The 15,905-nt window shown below is 46.4% G+C and carries 17 protein-coding genes; 5 read left to right on the forward strand and 12 right to left on the reverse strand.

Features of this window, described 5'->3' with window-relative positions; genetic code table 11:
- Positions 1-13: 13 nt before the first annotated feature.
- Complete coding sequence (locus MHM93_RS15505; protein WP_239449714.1) at positions 14-1,207, reverse strand: dipeptidase; 1,194 nt, start codon at positions 1,205-1,207, stop codon at positions 14-16.
- 224 nt (positions 1,208-1,431) lie between these two features.
- Here MHM93_RS15505 and MHM93_RS15510 point away from each other — a divergent pair, with 224 nt between their 5' ends.
- Positions 1,432-1,824, forward strand: coding sequence for a hypothetical protein (locus MHM93_RS15510; protein WP_239449715.1), 393 nt, complete (start codon positions 1,432-1,434; stop codon positions 1,822-1,824).
- A 564-nt stretch (positions 1,825-2,388) separates the two neighbouring features.
- Here MHM93_RS15510 and MHM93_RS15515 read toward each other — a convergent pair.
- The 5 genes from MHM93_RS15515 to MHM93_RS15535 all read right to left on the reverse strand — a co-directional run bounded on the left by MHM93_RS15515 (position 2,389) and on the right by MHM93_RS15535 (position 6,393).
- Positions 2,389-2,652 (reverse strand): YheU family protein, encoded by a 264-nt coding sequence (locus MHM93_RS15515; protein WP_239449716.1) that lies wholly within the window; start codon positions 2,650-2,652, stop codon positions 2,389-2,391.
- Positions 2,649-3,623: a hydrolase gene (locus MHM93_RS15520; protein ID WP_239449717.1), complete on the reverse strand. Its 975-nt coding sequence runs from the start codon at positions 3,621-3,623 to the stop codon at positions 2,649-2,651. Before MHM93_RS15520 ends, MHM93_RS15515 begins: the two co-directional genes overlap by 4 nt.
- 164 nt (positions 3,624-3,787) lie before the next feature.
- On the reverse strand, positions 3,788-3,934 hold the full coding sequence (locus MHM93_RS15525; protein WP_022945927.1) for a hypothetical protein: 147 nt from the start codon (positions 3,932-3,934) through the stop codon (positions 3,788-3,790).
- Between the two features lie 85 nt (positions 3,935-4,019).
- On the reverse strand, positions 4,020-4,493 hold the full coding sequence (locus tag MHM93_RS15530; protein WP_052698222.1) for a TIGR02444 family protein: 474 nt from the start codon (positions 4,491-4,493) through the stop codon (positions 4,020-4,022).
- Entirely contained in the window at positions 4,480-6,393 is a 1,914-nt protein-coding gene (locus MHM93_RS15535) for an ATP-binding cassette domain-containing protein (protein ID WP_239449718.1), read from the reverse strand. Before MHM93_RS15535 ends, MHM93_RS15530 begins: the two co-directional genes overlap by 14 nt.
- Positions 6,394-6,526: 133 nt before the next feature.
- Here MHM93_RS15535 and MHM93_RS15540 point away from each other — a divergent pair, with 133 nt between their 5' ends.
- Entirely contained in the window at positions 6,527-6,727 is a 201-nt protein-coding gene (locus tag MHM93_RS15540) for a YheV family putative zinc ribbon protein (protein ID WP_022945930.1), read from the forward strand.
- Here the strand turns inward: MHM93_RS15540 and MHM93_RS15545 are convergent, their stop codons facing one another.
- Complete coding sequence (locus MHM93_RS15545) at positions 6,728-6,940, reverse strand: SlyX family protein (RefSeq protein ID WP_022945931.1); 213 nt, start codon at positions 6,938-6,940, stop codon at positions 6,728-6,730.
- The gene (locus MHM93_RS15550) at positions 6,937-7,923 is read right to left on the reverse strand and encodes a hypothetical protein (protein WP_022945932.1); all 987 of its coding nucleotides are present in this window, start codon (positions 7,921-7,923) and stop codon (positions 6,937-6,939) included. Before MHM93_RS15550 ends, MHM93_RS15545 begins: the two co-directional genes overlap by 4 nt.
- Positions 7,924-8,131: 208 nt before the next feature.
- Between MHM93_RS15550 and fkpA the strand changes: the two genes are divergently transcribed.
- Positions 8,132-8,887 (forward strand): FKBP-type peptidyl-prolyl cis-trans isomerase, encoded by a 756-nt coding sequence (gene fkpA / locus MHM93_RS15555; protein ID WP_022945933.1) that lies wholly within the window; start codon positions 8,132-8,134, stop codon positions 8,885-8,887.
- Positions 8,888-8,980: 93 nt separating this feature from the next.
- On the opposite strand, the gene MHM93_RS15560 is transcribed toward fkpA, so the two are convergent.
- Positions 8,981-9,448: an Rsd/AlgQ family anti-sigma factor gene (locus tag MHM93_RS15560; RefSeq protein WP_022945934.1), complete on the reverse strand. Its 468-nt coding sequence runs from the start codon at positions 9,446-9,448 to the stop codon at positions 8,981-8,983.
- Between the two features lie 466 nt (positions 9,449-9,914).
- Here MHM93_RS15560 and hemE point away from each other — a divergent pair, with 466 nt between their 5' ends.
- Positions 9,915-10,979 carry a uroporphyrinogen decarboxylase gene (hemE, locus tag MHM93_RS15565; RefSeq protein ID WP_239449719.1) on the forward strand — a complete coding sequence of 355 codons (1,065 nt, stop codon included), beginning with the start codon at positions 9,915-9,917 and terminating at the stop codon, positions 10,977-10,979.
- A 73-nt stretch (positions 10,980-11,052) separates the two neighbouring features.
- Here the strand turns inward: hemE and MHM93_RS15570 are convergent, their stop codons facing one another.
- The 3 genes from MHM93_RS15570 to MHM93_RS15580 form a co-directional block, all read right to left on the reverse strand.
- Positions 11,053-12,432 carry a TonB family protein gene (locus MHM93_RS15570; protein ID WP_239449720.1) on the reverse strand — a complete coding sequence of 460 codons (1,380 nt, stop codon included), beginning with the start codon at positions 12,430-12,432 and terminating at the stop codon, positions 11,053-11,055.
- Between the two features lie 124 nt (positions 12,433-12,556).
- A complete protein-coding gene (gene sthA / locus MHM93_RS15575; protein ID WP_022945937.1) occupies positions 12,557-13,996 on the reverse strand; it encodes a Si-specific NAD(P)(+) transhydrogenase in 1,440 nt (479 codons plus the stop codon).
- A gap of 17 nt (positions 13,997-14,013) precedes the next feature.
- Positions 14,014-15,144 (reverse strand): fatty acid desaturase, encoded by a 1,131-nt coding sequence (locus MHM93_RS15580; RefSeq protein WP_239449721.1) that lies wholly within the window; start codon positions 15,142-15,144, stop codon positions 14,014-14,016.
- A 111-nt stretch (positions 15,145-15,255) separates the two neighbouring features.
- On the opposite strand from MHM93_RS15580, the gene fabR reads away from it, so the two are divergent.
- Entirely contained in the window at positions 15,256-15,870 is a 615-nt protein-coding gene (gene fabR, locus MHM93_RS15585; protein WP_053911819.1) for an HTH-type transcriptional repressor FabR, read from the forward strand.
- The last annotated feature ends 35 nt before the right edge of the window (positions 15,871-15,905 follow it).

Here is a 15,905-nt window from a genome sequence, read left to right on the forward strand (position 1 = left end):
CGGGCTTTATGAGTTAATGGGCCTTGGCGTAGCTTTCGGCTTGGCGCCATACTCGCAGCAGATTCTCGCCTAAAATCTTTTTAATGTCGGCGTCGCTATAGCCACGATCTAATAGCCCTTGTACTAGGTTCGGGTAAGTCGACACGTCTTTTAAACCCACCGGCAATGAATCGCCAACACCGTCGTAATCAGAGCCAATCCCGACGTGTTCGATGCCAATAAGCTCCACTACGTGATCAATGTGATCCAGCACTTGCTCTAAACTGGCATAAGGGAAAGGGTTCTTTTTACGGAATGCGGCTTTAAAGTTGGTGGTGTCCTTACCAGACTGCTTAGCTTGTTGCTGCGCTTCATCACGGCGGTCGTACCAAGTGTTGGCTTGGTTAGTCACAAAGCTAGAGCCAAAGTTTATTTGGATCACTCCGCCATTTTTCTTCAGCGCGAGTAGCATGTCATCGTCCATATTGCGCTCAAAGCCGGGCGTGTATTTACGCAGCGATGAGTGCGAGGCAATAACCGGTACGTTGGAAATATCCATGACTTGATAAAATGCATCGTCGGAAATATGCGAAACATCAATAAGCATGCCGACGTTATTCATTTCCTGTACTAACTCTTTGCCAAATGGGCTCAACCCTTTCCATTTGCGGCGAATATCATAACTTGAGTCAGAAATATGGTTACTTTGCGAGTGCGCAAGAGTGATATAGCGCACACCACGCTCATAGAAGTGGTGCAGATTTTTCAGCTCGCCCTCAATGGGTGAGCCATTTTCCATCCCCATTGCCAGCGACATAACGCCATTTTTAAACTGCTGCTCAACATCGGCCACTGAATCAGCAATGGCAAATTTGTCTGGGGCACGGTACGCGAGCGCCTCCATCATATCAATAAGTTGGTTTGCTAACTCGTAGCTTTTCCCCTTACCTTCGAACTCTAAATGGGCGGGAATGTAAATAGACATAAACGGCGCGTTAAGGCCGCCTTCGATAGCACGCGGGTAATCAAAGTCACCGCGTTCGGTCGCTTTACTGACATCATCCCATTTATTGTGAATGCGATAGGGTACATCGATATGGGTATCGATAAGAATATTGTCTTTTGCCAGTTGAATTGCTTTTTCTGATGCCTGGTAGTCATCCTGTGCTGCAACACTTGTGCTGCCTAGTGCGATTGCTAGCGCTGCGCCTAGGGTGGAAAGTTTCATATCTGCCGCTCTTTATTGTTATCGTAGTGAGTGAACCATTGTCGCTAGAATTAGCCGGTAACTCAAGTGCAGCGCGGTGGTTGTCAAGCGAACAGCCGTGCATATAATGTAGACAGCAAGGAAGTTCGTTTTAGCAAGGAGTACGCAATGCCACCTGAAAATGCCATCTTATACAACAGTTCAACCGGTACCGCGAATCAAACTTATCCTGTTGAGAACATATAATGAAAAAGGCGATAATTGCGTTTATCTCGCTTCTTCCCCTGAGTTCTTTGGCGCAAAAAGAGCTAGCATCGGATCATTTCCTCGATATGTTTGAACAACAGTTTCCGGAGATGTTTTGTCAGCCCGAGCAATTTGCCCGTGTTTGTTTCACTTATAATTTCAATCAATGTGTGCAGCATACTCAAAACCACCTTTTAGAGTGCATGGCGTCTATTGCTCCGCAAGTGCCAAATGCAATTACATCGCGTGCTCAAGCGATCGCATGGGGTAGCAAAATAGGGCGGTGCACAGGTAGTCGGTTTGGTCGCTGGCAATTGATGGATGCCAACATCACTACACAATGTTTAAACGTCGCTAGTGAGGCTTTTATCCAAGAGTTTATGAATAACTGAGCGCTTTTTATTTAGCCGATGCGGATCAGCGAGCCTTTGGAAAGTGCTTAAGCGACATGTATGAGAGGTAAATAGTGTTACACCATATAGAGATGTATATTAGCCTTGCTTGTATAGTGCTATATATCTTCGCTGTGTTGCCGCTCCACTGGCTGATAAAGGGTAAGAGAATGCGAGAAATGGAAGACATTCTTGGTGACGGGCAGCGCATGTACTCGCTGAACTTTATCTTAGCGGGTTTAGGTGGTTTACACTTTGGAGGTTTTTACTGTTTAAGGTGGACCGCTAGGCGGTATGGCGTTGAAGATAAATTAGCTCAAGTATCAACAACCACTCGGCGTTTATTTATAGCTTATTTTATACTCTTCATGTTGGCATCTGTACCTTTTTTATATATTGCGACAATTCACTACATGAGGGATACGTAAGCATATACGAGTCTTGTCATGACCGGCCCATTCCATACTCGAGTTTTGTAAAGCGTTGCTGGATTCGCAGACGTTAGTGCCTTACTGGGTTTGTATCCTTTGGCTATTTACTGGTTATGTCCTCTGGGGCGATGAGTTAAAACTCATCGCGATCGATTTGGTAATCACCTTCTTCGGCCTGCATTTGCTTAAACTGCTGTGCACTCATAATGTTCACTTCTTCATGAAGCTCAGAGTACACAATCAGTGCTTCGCCGTTTTTCAGTTGTGTAAGAACCTGCTCAATTTTAGTTTGGTTGCCCACTTCGGTTTCACCATAGTCGGTTCCTTCACGCAGGATGAACTGCTCTACAAGGTTAGTAAGTGCTTCTTTACTTAGTTCTTGATAGGGAATAATCATGATTGTCCTAGGTGTTTGGCAAAAAACTCAGGGACGGCTTTCTCGAGCCAAAACTCCACCCCAAATAGGCCTTTATTGCTAATAAAGCCAACATGGCCTCCGCGCTTCGATACGCGTAAGTCGACGGCGTGTGACACATCCTCAGGGCGTGGCACGGCTTCGGGTGCCAGCATCGGGTCATCCTCGGCATGAATTATTAATGTGGGGGTGGCTATGCGCTTTAAATAGGGCTTGGCACTACTCTTTAGGTAATAGTCCTCAGCATCGGTAAAGCCATGCAGCGGCGCCGTTACTTGATTATCAAAATCCCATAGGTCATTAATATTGCGTAACTGCTGTTCATTGAGTGCCAGCGTGTCTTGCAGCTGGGGAAGTTTACGCGCCATGGACTTTTTCATTCTACCGAGTAGGTAGTGCTGATAAATCTTTCCTAGGCTCTTACGGATCACCTGACATGAACTGGATAAGTCATGGGGAGCGCTGACCACTGCCGCAGCGCTGAGACCACTCTTTTCACCTTGCTCACCCAGGTATTTGGCCAGTACATTTCCCCCTAACGAAAAGCCCACGGCCGCTAAGGGGCGTTGGCCAAAGCGTTGCTGCAAAGTACGAATTAAAAATCCCAGATCCTCGGTTTCACCACTATGATAAGCGTGAGGTTGGCGGTTCACTTCGCCAGAGCAATTACGAAAATGCATTAATACGGCATCAAGTCCTGATTGCTGCAATGCCTTCATCATGCCTTTAGCATAAAAACTATCTATATTGCCTTCCAAGCCATGCAAAATAATCACCAACGGCTTATCGGGTTGTGCGGGCTGTGCCCAGGCAAGGTCGAGGAAGTCATCGTCTTCGGTGGTGATCACTTCGCGGTGATAAGCCACTTTAAAGCCGGGACGAAAATAGCGCGGTAAGATAGTTTGTAAGTGACGGCCTGGCATCCACCAAGCAGGAGTAAAATGTGTGCTCACAACATGTTAACCAAGAATATCCAGAGCCCAATAGTATCAAACTTTCACTGCTGGCTATAGACACAAAAATAAAGCCCCCGCTAATACCGAGATTAGAGGAGGCTTTGTGCGTCGTGCTTAATTTGGTTGGTTATCACCTCGCATAGCGAAGAGGTGATTGGTTGTTACTGTCCTTCAGGAACCTCAGCGTCCATTACTTTCTTGATAAAAAAGCCCACATAAAACAAGCAAAGTAGGATCACTACAGCGAGGAAGCCGAACGACAAAAACAATACTGGGTCTGAGAAAAAGTCGCGAAAAAATACTTGCATGGTGGCGTCTCCTGTTCCTTTGATGTGTTAAGTGTAGGGGACGCCAGGGGGATGAGATATGACCTAGATCAATATCGTGTTGGCCTTACGCAGGGCTTTGGTGTAGAGCTTGATCCAGATCAGCTTTTAATGGCAATAACGCATTAGGTAAATACAATGCGAGGTTAAAAGCCTGGGTATTATGGCGTAGAGTTAAGGTGTTGCAGGCGCTCACAAGCTGATGCTGCTGCAGCTTTTCCATGGCCAGCTCTAAGTCCAGTATCTGTGTGCGAATATTATTGTAGTTCACAACACTGCTCTGATTGCGCTTGAGGTAACCGCGAATATCACGCAGTGGTTGCAGTGCATGCTCATTAAAATCGCCAATACTGGCTATCAAGGAGTCTAACTGCTCTGCTTGAAGTGCCACATGTTGATAATCTAGGTAAGCCAAGAATAAACACAGATTGACGTTCAGACCATAATCATTTTGCCAATTAAGCAAAGTTTTTTGTACTTGCTCATTGTCATACACACTTAGGCTGAACTGCCAAAAATCGGCGGCATCAATTGCTTTCATAAAAGGCCTGCTCCTGTTGCTCAAGTTCATCCATATGTTCGAGCAATTGTTCTTCGGCAGCCTCCTGTTGCTGAGCATAATCGCTCTGCTGAGCCAATAATTGTTTTAGTCTCTCTTTATGCTGCTCCTCGTAAACACTATTGTCGCTGAGCTGACTTTCAATATCGGCCAGCTTGGGCGCGAGTGTATCGAGCTGTTTTTCTAGCTTGTCGATGGCCTTTTTTAGCGGTTGCACATGTTTGCGAAACTCTGCTTCTTTGCGCTTTTGCTCTTTTCTGTTGGCGCTGGAGTTGGCTTTATCGGGCTCTACCTGAGTCTGCTTTTGCTCTTGGTTAGCCTTCGTTAGCCACTGGTAGTAAGCATCTAAGTCATAGCCAAACTGGCGAACTTCACCGCTATCAACCAAGTAAAACTCATCGGCGGTATTTTTCAATAGGTGGCGATCGTGGGACACGGTGACCATGGCGCCGTCAAAGCTTTGTAGCGCCATCACGAGGGCATGACGCATCTCTAAATCAAGGTGGTTAGTGGGCTCATCCAGCAGCAATAAATTGGGCTTTTGATACACTAACATGGCCAATACCAAACGTGCCTTTTCACCGCCTGAAAACGGCGCTACAGGGTCCAAGGCTTTATCGCCGATAAAGGCAAAGCCACCTAAAAAGTCGCGTAGCGATTGCTCGCTGGCCTGCGGGTTTAGGCGCTGTAAATGGGTCACCGGGCTTGCTTGTAAATCAAGCGCTTCAAGCTGGTGCTGGGCAAAGTAGCCCACTTTGAGGCCTTGGTGGAAAAATACATCACCCGCTTGCGGGGCCAACTCTTGGGCTAGTAGCTTAATTAATGTCGATTTACCTGCGCCATTGCGCCCGAGTAGGGCAATGCGACTACCCGGGACTAGGTTTAACTTAATACTGTGTAAAATGGTGGTGTCACCATAGCCTGCCTGAGCGCCATCAAGAGCAATCAACGGGTTGGGCAGGGCATCCGGTTCTGCGAAGCTAAAATCAAACGGTGAGTCGACGTGTGCAGGCGCCAGTTTCTCCATGCGTTCTAGTGCTTTCACGCGACTTTGCGCCTGTTTGGCCTTGCTGGCTTTCGCTTTAAAGCGGGTGATAAACTTTTCTAGGTGAGCAATTTGCTCTTGTTGCTTTTCGAATTGCGCTTGTTGTTGCGCTAAACGCTCGGCTTTTTGTCGCTCAAATTGAGAGTAGTTACCTTTATAAACATTAATTTGCTGCTGATCGATATGCCAAATCTCACCGACTACTGCATCTAAGAACTCCCGGTCGTGAGAAATCAGAACCAAGGTCCCGGCATAACTGCGTAAAAATCGTTCGAGCCAATATACAGCGTCTAAGTCTAGGTGGTTAGTAGGTTCATCCAGCAACAATAAATCGGCATCACGGATCAACGCTTGCGCCAAATTCAAGCGCATACGCCAACCACCAGAGAAGTCACTGACCGCATAGTCTATTTGGGTATTGGAAAAACCGAGACCATGCAGCAATTCGCCAGCTTTGGCCTCAATACTATAGCCCTTCATCAGCTCAAGCTGTTGGTGCACTTGAGCTTGTGTCTCGCCATCGCCTTGTTGCTCTGCTTGTTTTAGCTGACAGCGCAACGCGTAGTAATCCGGATTACCTTGTAGCACGTATTCCAAGGCAGTGATCGCCAATGCAGGTGTTTCCTGCTTTACCGAGGCTATAGACCACTCTTTTGGCACCTTAGCGTTGCCTGCATCGAGTTGTAGCTCACCTTTGAGTAGGGCAAACAGGCTTGATTTACCGCACCCGTTGCTGCCCACTAGGCCCACTTTATGCTGCGGGAACAAAGTGGCATTGGCATTTTTTAACAAGCATTTAGGGCCGCGTAAAAGCTCGATATCGGTAATCTGAATCATAGTTACTGCACGCTAATTAGTAATGTGCGAATGATAACACGGCCAGCACACTCAAGCGGGAAAGTTTTTGTGATACACTAGCGGCAGTTGCTGCACCGAGCCACACGCGGCGATGGCCAAAGAGGTAATGATAATGAAACAGAAAAAGCGCTTTATCGCAGGGGCTAGCTGCCCTGAATGTCAGCAAATGGACACCATGATGCTATATAAAGAGCACGATGTAGAAAAAGTGCAGTGCGTGCAATGTGGCCATATTATGACCCAGCCCGAAAACGCCGTGCAGGCGTCCACGCGTCAGTTTGAACAAGTGATTGGCGTTTTCAAGCCGGAATAATTAATAATGCGGCGGTGGTGGCTCAAGTTCTTGCGTGCCACCGGAGTTACTTTGCACTTCTCTTAGCTTTTCACCCAGCAATTCCATTTGTCGGCGCATTTTAGCGAGTTGCTGCTGGTGGGCCTTGATTTCATCATTGAGCACATCAATCGTTTCGTCTTGAAACGCTACCTTGGCTTCAAGGTTCTCTATACGTGTTTCTAATTGGTTCATGGCATGCCCTTTATATTGAAATATTCACTTAAGCCGCTGGAGCTCTCTGTGAGTAATTGATTGTTGTTGGTAAAGGCGACGGCAAACACCACCGCAGATTTTGGCTGGCTATTTGCTCTAGCTGCCACTTGGTAGTCTAATACTCGCTTACCCGAGTGAGTCTCCCATAGCGCAAGCTCGCGGCTAGGCGAACCTGTAGCCAGCCACTGACCATCATTGGAAAAGCGCACCGCGCTGAAAATCTTTTGTCGCGCAATATACTGCAATTGGCTGTGTTGTGCACCTGTGCGCAAATCCCAAATACTTGCTTGGCGTTTGCTCCCAGCACTAAAAGCGAAGCGCCCTTGAGGGTCGAGTGCAACTTGGGTCACGCGACTAGCATGGTTAAAGCGATAGACCACTTGGCCACTTCGCGTATCCCACAGATAAGCTGCATAGTCATTGGCACCGCTTAGCGCGTAGCGGCCGTTAGGTGATAAGGCAACGGCGTTAATTTTCTCTTGATGGCCTAAAAACTCAATGCGCCGCCCGGTTTGTAAATCTACATGCACAGCGACCCCATCAGCACGGCCATAAAGCACATAACGGCCTTGATTTGCTATGGCGATGTCACGAATGTGAGACGCTTTAATGCTATAAAAGCCAAGGTTCTCACCGCTTTGTATATCCCACACTGCAAACTCTGTTTTAGTTGCCGTAACAGCGGTGCTATTGTCGTCGGCAATAGCTAATGCGATAACAAGATTCTGTTCATCTTCTTTAAGGTACCATTGAAATTTTAACGCATTGGCTTGATTGTCCCAGACTGCGACACCATGTTCTATGGTGGAGACCAGGCTATATTGGCCATCGGCAGAAATGGCGGCATCAAAAGCCCCTGCGCTGGCGTGTTGGTACTGCTTTATGGCATCCGAATGTTGTGGCTGGCAAGCAATTAAGAGCGCTAAGCAGATAACAATGGAGAGTGAGCGAATTATTAACATAAATTTACCAGCGTCCCTTAACTCTGCTGTCGCAAGCAGTTAGACTAGAAGTCACAACTCTAGGTTGTTTTCCTAATTATTTCATTAAAGTAATTAGAAAAACAGCCTCATGCTGGAGTTGAAAGCCAGAGCTAGCGTTATGCTAACTCTAATCAAAATTTAGTTTTGTAACCTTAAAATGGCAACACCAAGTTGCTGGAGACTATGTATGAAAAAAACAATTAAGCTATCGCTCGTTGCAGCGTCTGTACTAGCACTTACGGCGTGTAATCAAGAAGCGGCTAAGCCAGAGGTAAAAGAAGTAAAACTAGAAACCGAAGCTCAGCAGCAATCTTATGGCATTGGTGCGTCTGTTGGTAACTTCTTAAACAAAGATTTAGCCGATAAAAAAGAACTGGGTATCGAGCTTGATCAAGAGCTTATGTTACGTGGTTTTAAAGATGCACTTGCTGGTGATGCAAAAATCGAAGAAGAAAAAATCCGTGAAGTACTGACTGCACTAGACGAGTCTGTTCGCGCTAAGCAACAAGAGCAGGCGAAAGCGGCAGCACAAGAAAACCTAGCAGAAGGCGAGAAGTACCTTGCTGAAAATGCTAAAAAAGAAGGCGTTGAAGTCACTGAGTCAGGCCTGCAGTACGAAGTACTTGAGCAAGGCGATGGTGAAAAGCCTGCTGAAACAGATACGGTAAAAGTACACTATAAAGGTACTTTACTTGATGGCACTGAGTTCGACAGCTCATACTCACGTAACGAACCGACTACTTTCCCACTTAATCGTGTGATTCCTGGTTGGACCGAAGGTCTGCAACTAATGCCTGTCGGTGCAAAATATAAGTTTACCATCCCATCAGAACTTGCTTACGGTGAGCGTGATCTTGGTAAGATCCCAGCTAACTCTACTCTAGTATTCGAAGTTGAGTTGCTAGAGATTGTTAAGCCTAAAGAAGAAGCTGCAGCAGAATAAGTAGCTAGATAAAAAAAGAGAGCCTAGGCTCTCTTTTTTTGTGCCTGTAAAGCACTAAAAATAAAGCCTCCTTTTTGCTGAGGCTTTATTTTTCTATGTATGATTGGTGTAGAGGTTGTGAATTAGTTCATCCTCTAATTCAAAGCGGGTGCTAAGTGCTTCCCCTAGTGCTGACAAGTCATTGTCGAAGTTTTCCATCAGGTCATCACCTTTAACCTCGGCGTAGCTGTCGTTAAAGTCTAAAGCCACATCTGTAGTTGCAGAAATTTGTGGGTAAAGGGATTGAGCCAGCTCTAAGCTCTCTGGTCCACGACTTTCACATTGCTTAACGATGTCATCATAGATTTCAAAGTGTCCGGCAGATAAGTAATCCATTAACAACTGACAAAATTGCTGGATAGTCGCCGGCTCGGGCAATGCTTTATCATGCTTCGCGTTGTGCGAATTGCCCGCCATATTGCAGTACTGCACAAGCAGCTCCTGGCGCTCTGCTAACCATTTATCAATAACTGTGTGGCTGCCGCCCCATTTCTGTTGTGCTTTTTCCAACCGCGATAACATCGTTGCTCTCCTAACCTGCGTTGGTCATACCCCTATAAAAAGGAAATCTGCGTCAAAGGTCAACCTATTTTTGCGAATTAATCGATCTATAAGTGTATGGAATCAGCATAAAACTTGGCTATACAAGGCGTATTGCCGGGGGAAGGCGTTAGAAAAGAAAAAGCCACCGCAAGGGTGGCCGAATTTCTTTAGCAGTCTCGTTGACCGAGCTTCTTTTTATTTAATGTGTTTCTAGCTTTTTATTATTGTTCTCTAGCAACGGATATAGTTATACCAAGGTCGTATGTGTGTTGCAAGTTCTTTAACAGAAAAATTTACTTTTTTTTATCAAAAATCACTAAAAGCTGAACAGTGAATCTTTTTAAAAGCGCAAGATTTTGTCTGATTCAATGATCTAATTCATAGTGCCACAGTGCGGTTGTGTTAGAATAATCGCAGTTTATTTTCAGTAAAAAAGAGTCACGCCATGAGCGAATTGAAAAATGATCGTTATCTTCGCGCCCTAGCAAAACAGCCAGTGGACCAAACTCCGGTCTGGATGATGCGTCAAGCTGGACGTTACCTTCCTGAGTATCGCGCTACACGAGCTCAAGCGGGTGACTTTATGAGCTTATGTAAGAACGCGGAACTGGCCTGTGAAGTGACTCTGCAACCACTGCGCCGGTACCCTTTAGATGCCGCCATACTTTTCAGTGATATTCTTACTATTCCTGACGCGATGGGTCTTGGGCTTTACTTCGAAACCGGAGAAGGGCCTAAGTTTGAGCGCCCATTAAGTAGCTATCAGGAAGTTGCCAATCTTGCTATTCCTGACCCTGAAGACGAGCTTGGCTATGTGATGAATGCAGTGCGTACTATTCGCCGTGAATTAAAAGGTGAGGTGCCACTGATAGGCTTTTCTGGCTCGCCTTGGACACTTGCTACTTATATGGTTGAAGGCGGTAGCAGTAAGACGTTCGGCAAAATTAAGAAAATGGCATTTGCTGAGCCTAAAACTTTACACTTGTTATTGGATAAGCTCGCAGACTCGGTTACTAGCTATTTGAATGCCCAAGTAAAGGCCGGTGCGCAATCACTCATGGTATTCGATTCTTGGGGTGGAGTGTTAAGCCCGCGTGATTACGAAGAGTTTTCTTTGCGTTACATGCAAAAGATCGTTGATGGTTTAATCAGGGAGCATGATGGTCGTAAAGTGCCTGTCACCTTATTTACTAAAAATGGCGGCCAATGGATTGAAAAAATCGCGGCTACTGGTTGTGATGCAATCGGTCTGGATTGGACCATTGATATTGCCGGTGCTAAGCGCCGAGTGGGAGACCAAGTAGCTCTGCAAGGGAATATGGACCCGTCTATGCTTCATGCTTCGCCTGAGCGCATTCGTTCAGAGGTTGAAACTATCCTTGCAGGCTTTGGCGAGGGCACAGGACATGTTTTTAACCTAGGCCACGGTATTACTCCGGATGTTGACCCTGAGCACGCTGGTGCGTTTATTAATGCCGTAGGTGAGTTAAGCCGTAAATACCACAAGTAACGATTTACTAAGCAATAAAAAGCCCGCTTTCGCGGGCTTTTTTGTATTTGTAGTGAAGGGGTTATATCAGGCGTTAATATATTAAGCTGGTGCCATTGGCCATCATGGATGCGCGGCCTTCCATCAGCTCTAAGTAGTTTTGTGTTGGCCAATTACGACGTTTAGCTTCGTCATAGGCTTGACGCAGGTACTTTTCGCCCTGTTGCATGCGACCCAGCTCGCTATAAGCCACGCCCAGCACTGACAGTAACACTGGGTTGTCAGGGGCATCTGAGCGCGCCAGCTCGGCATATTTTACTGCTTCTTCGTAATTACGAATTGACTCTTTGTCTGCGAAAGCGAGCAACTTTGCGTATGCGATCATGGCCGGTAAATACTGGTTATGAGTCGCTTTTCTGAGAATATCTGCAGCTCTATCTAAGTCATAATGAATGGTTTCATAATCAAGTAGTTTAGTTGCTAGTTGATACTGCGCCCGCTCATTACCACTGTTACTTGCAAGCTCTAACCATGAAAAGGCTTTATCTTTATCGGCTTTACACGCGGTGCCGTACTCAAAACAGCGCACCATCCACAATTGCGCATCATAGTTACCATTGCGGGCAGCACGGTAATACCAATCTAGGTAGTGATCTTTTGACTGTTCAATCAGATCGCTCTCTAGCATCATGGCATAGCGAGCCTGGGCATAGTTATTGCCATCCTCGGCCAGTGCTTTTAGCTTTTGTGCATACTCAGCTAACTGCGATTCATATTCGCGACGATGGCTCTTTTTAGAAGCTTCTAACTTGAAGGTATGGGTTAGGTCATAAACGGCTTGCGGTTCACCACTGTAGTCGTTGGGCACCTTATATTGCCATTGGCTAATGGCCTCTAGGGCGGCGTCATCAATGACATCTTTAGGGAATGAAGCAATAACACGGTGGTTAACAACCTGGCCTTGTTGATTAACGTCAAAGCCCACGGTAGCCCAAGCACTTTGTACTTCAGCTAAGCTACTTCCATACTCCGGGTCAACTTTGCTTTTGACGGTGATATAACGGGCATCATGTCCAGATTTATCTTTTACTGGAGCCAAGACGCGCTGGTGAACATCAAAACCAAAATCACGAGCGAGCGCTTTGTAGTGATCTTTGCCTTCTTTGCGCGAAGGGACCAAACGACGGATCTTACGATAGCGATCTTTGGCATCATCGTTGCCAAAGTCCAAAGCAATCATGTACCACGAGAATGCACTGTAAATATCTTCCTCGGTACCGAGCCCAAGTTCATACATACGTGCCAGCTCGTACATTGCCTTAGCGTGGCCTTGTTGTGCTAGCTGTTTAAATTCGTTAAACGCAGCAGTGTAATCTTCATTTTTGAGATCTTTTGTTGCACTGGAGTAGTCAGCGAAAGCGGTGAAGCTAGCAAGACCGAGCGCGGCACAAAGCCCTAATGCACGTATACCCATTCCCTCATTACCTGTCTTTTTTTTCTTATATGTTTAAGAGTTTACAATAATTTTACAGGCGAACAAGAGCTCTTATAGAAAAAATGGGCACAATGCCCATTTTTTCAGTTATATATGATGTGTATCAAACCAAACGGTTTAGCCCGTTAAGCGCTGCAACGCGGTAGGCCTCGGCCATCGTAGGATAGTTGAAGGTGGTGTTAACAAAGTATTCGACATTATTGCCACTGCCTTTTTGCTCCATAATAGCTTGGCCGATGTGGACAATCTCCGAGGCGCGTTCGCCGAAGCAATGCACACCCAGTACTTCTTTAGTCTCACTATGGAAAAGAATTTTTAAACTACCGACGTCGGTACCAGCGATTTGCGCTCGAGCTAGGTGTTTAAATTGGGCGCGACCCACCTCGTAAGGAATTTTTGCGGCGGTAAGTTGTTGCTCTGTTTTACCCACTGAACTCATCTCTGGGATGGTATAAATCCCGGCAGGAATATCAATAATCAGCTTTTCTTTGCACTCACCTTGAACAATGGCATCGGCGCAAATACGGCCTTGATCAAAAGCTGCACTGGCTAGACTTGGGTAACCAATTACATCACCAACGGCATATACATTATCGACTTCGGTTTGGTAGCTCTCGTTGACTTTCAGCTGACCACGACCGTCGGCTTTAAGGCCAATGGCTTGCAAGTTTAGGGTATCAGTATTACCGGTTCGGCCGTTGGCAAATAATAAGCAGTCGGCTTTGACGCGTTTGCCTGATTTCATATGCATGATAATGCCATCGTCTTTGGTTTCGACGTGGTCGAATTCCTCATTATGGCGAATGAAGATGCCACTGTTCCAAAAGTGATAACTTAAAGCGTCGGATATTTCATCATCCATAAAGGCCAGCAAACGGTCGCGAGTGTTGACCAAGTCTACCTTCATGCCCAAACCTTTAAAAATAGATGCGTACTCACAGCCAATCACGCCAGCACCGTAAATAAGAATGCGCTGAGGATCGTCTTTGAGGCTTAAAATGGTGTCGCTGTCGAATACCCGAGGGTGGTTAAAATCAATTTCTTTAGGGCGGTAAGGGCGTGAGCCCGTGGCGATTACTATAATAGGCGCGCTTAAGCGTTCAAACGAACCATCTTGATGCTGCACGTTCACCGTTGTTTTATCAACGAAACTGGCTTCTCCTTGAAACAAGTCAATGCGGTTACGCTCGTAAAAGCTGCTGCGTAAACTTGACTGCTTAGAGATAACTGAACTGGTATGATTTAGGATGTCGGCAAAGGTAATGCGTCCTGGGCGTTCGGTGATATTGAATAGCGGATTTGCTTTGTACTCAATATAGCGGCTCACTGAATGGCGCAACGCCTTTGAAGGAATGGTTCCCCAGTGCACACAGCCACCGCCTACGGCTTGCTGACGTTCAATGACAGCAACCTTCTTATTGCTTTTCGCAAGATTCATGGCGGTTCCTTCACCGCCAGGACCGGTGCCAATGATAATGGCATCGTACTGATACGATGCCTCTGCTTTAGGTTGCTGTTTTTTGCTTGCTGTTTGCTTTGCCACGGTGACTCCTTAGGGCATTAACAATGAGCCTTAAGCAAGCGGGCGTTGAGGGCTAACCAAGCTTGTTTTTGCGCTTGCCAGGCATCTTCTAATTCATGGTATTGCTTCATTAAAGCGGATTTTTCGCATTGTTGCAGCATCGAATCGCGCTTTGCTTCAAGTACTTGCTTTTGCACTTGGCAAAAATGCTGAAGTTTTTTCAACAGTACATCATACTCACTTTGAAGCAAAACCAGTTTTTCCTGAGCACTTTCAATGGCTGCCAGTTTACCTTGGGTACGGCTCATTAAGGTCTGTGCTTTTGCGCGCTCAATGCGCTCTACCGGCGTGCGCTTTAGCTTTTTCGCTAAGCCGACCCATGAGCAGGCGCGGATCAGCCACTTCGTCGGATCATAATGCCACCAACGAATGCCATTACGATAGTCGCTGGCGAAAATATGATGAAAATTATGATAGCCCTCACCATAAGTTAACAGCGCCAAGAAACCATTATCGCGGGCGGTGTTTTTTTCGGTGTATGGGCGTGAACCCCAAATATGCGCCAAAGAATTAATAAAAAACGTAAAGTGTTGTGATAGTACCAGGCGCAGTAAGCCCGCGAGTAACATCATGCCTAGCACGTTACCAAAGATCAGCCCTAATAGCAGCGGCAGGCCGAGGTTCATCGCCCAGACCAGCTTCATATAATGGCGGTGCTGCCACATCACTATTTTATTACGCTGTAAGTCACGGGCGTTGTTGTAGTTACTGTATTGTTCACCCTGATAGTCTCTGAGCATCCAGCCGATATGGCTGTACCAGAATCCGCGTGTGGCGGCGTAGGGGTCTTTTACAGGATCGTCGACTTGGCCGTGGTGTACGCGGTGATCGCTACTCCAATGCAACGCACTGTTTTGTAGTGCGAAGGCCCCGCCGAGTGCGAAAATCACTTCGATAACAGGGTGTGCCTCATAGGCTTTGTGCGCCCACAAGCGATGATATCCAGCCGTGATTGACAGCCCGGCATAAAACATACAGGCAATAAAGGCAATCCAGTGCGCGCTTGTGTATCCGTAGGTGATTCCATACCAAGGAACTAACGTAATGGCGGCCAAAAATGACAGGCTAAAAAACAGCACATTGACCCACAAAATAGGTGGTTTTTTCATTCTATAACTATTCTATAAATAATCTCAGCGTACAACTGTACGCTAAAATAGAGGTTCAATCCTTTAGCGTCAAGTATTAGACTTAAGTTTTTAACTGCTTAGGTGGCAAAGATGGCCGGAGTTCGCGCCCAGCAAAAACTAAAAACTCGTCAAGCTCTGATAGAAGCAGCATTCAATCAGCTCAGTGCTGAACATAGCTTTTCCAACTTGAGCTTGCGTGAAGTCGCGCGCGAGGCGGGGATTGCTCCCACTTCTTTCTACCGCCACTTTAAAGATATGAATGAGCTGGGCTTAACTATGGTCGACGAGGCAGGCCTGACTTTGCGTCAACTTATGCGCCAAGCTCGGCGACGAATAGCCAGTGGTGGCAGCGTCATTTCCACATCGGTACTGACTTTTTTGGAGTTTATTGATAATCAACCGAATCAGTTTCGACTGTTGTTACGCGAGCGCTCAGGCACCTCAAAAGCGTTTCGTGCCGCCGTGGCCCGAGAAATTAAGCATTTTATCCTCGAATTAGCGCATTATTTGGAAAGCGAGACGCGCTGTGATGCCTCGCACGCCCATATGCAAGCCGAAGCCATGGTCACCATAGTGTTCACATCTGGCGCTGAAGCGCTTGACCTAGAAGGGCAGTCGCGTGAGGAGCTAATAGAGCGGTTGATTTGGCAGCTGCGTTATATCTCTCATGGCGGCAACCACTATGCACAAAAAGCGAACAAATAAACGCTTTTGGAAAATAAAATAACCTTGGCGCCATT

It is taken from the genome of Pseudoalteromonas sp. MM17-2, assembly GCF_022347945.1.
GTDB lineage: Bacteria > Pseudomonadota > Gammaproteobacteria > Enterobacterales > Alteromonadaceae > Pseudoalteromonas > Pseudoalteromonas ruthenica.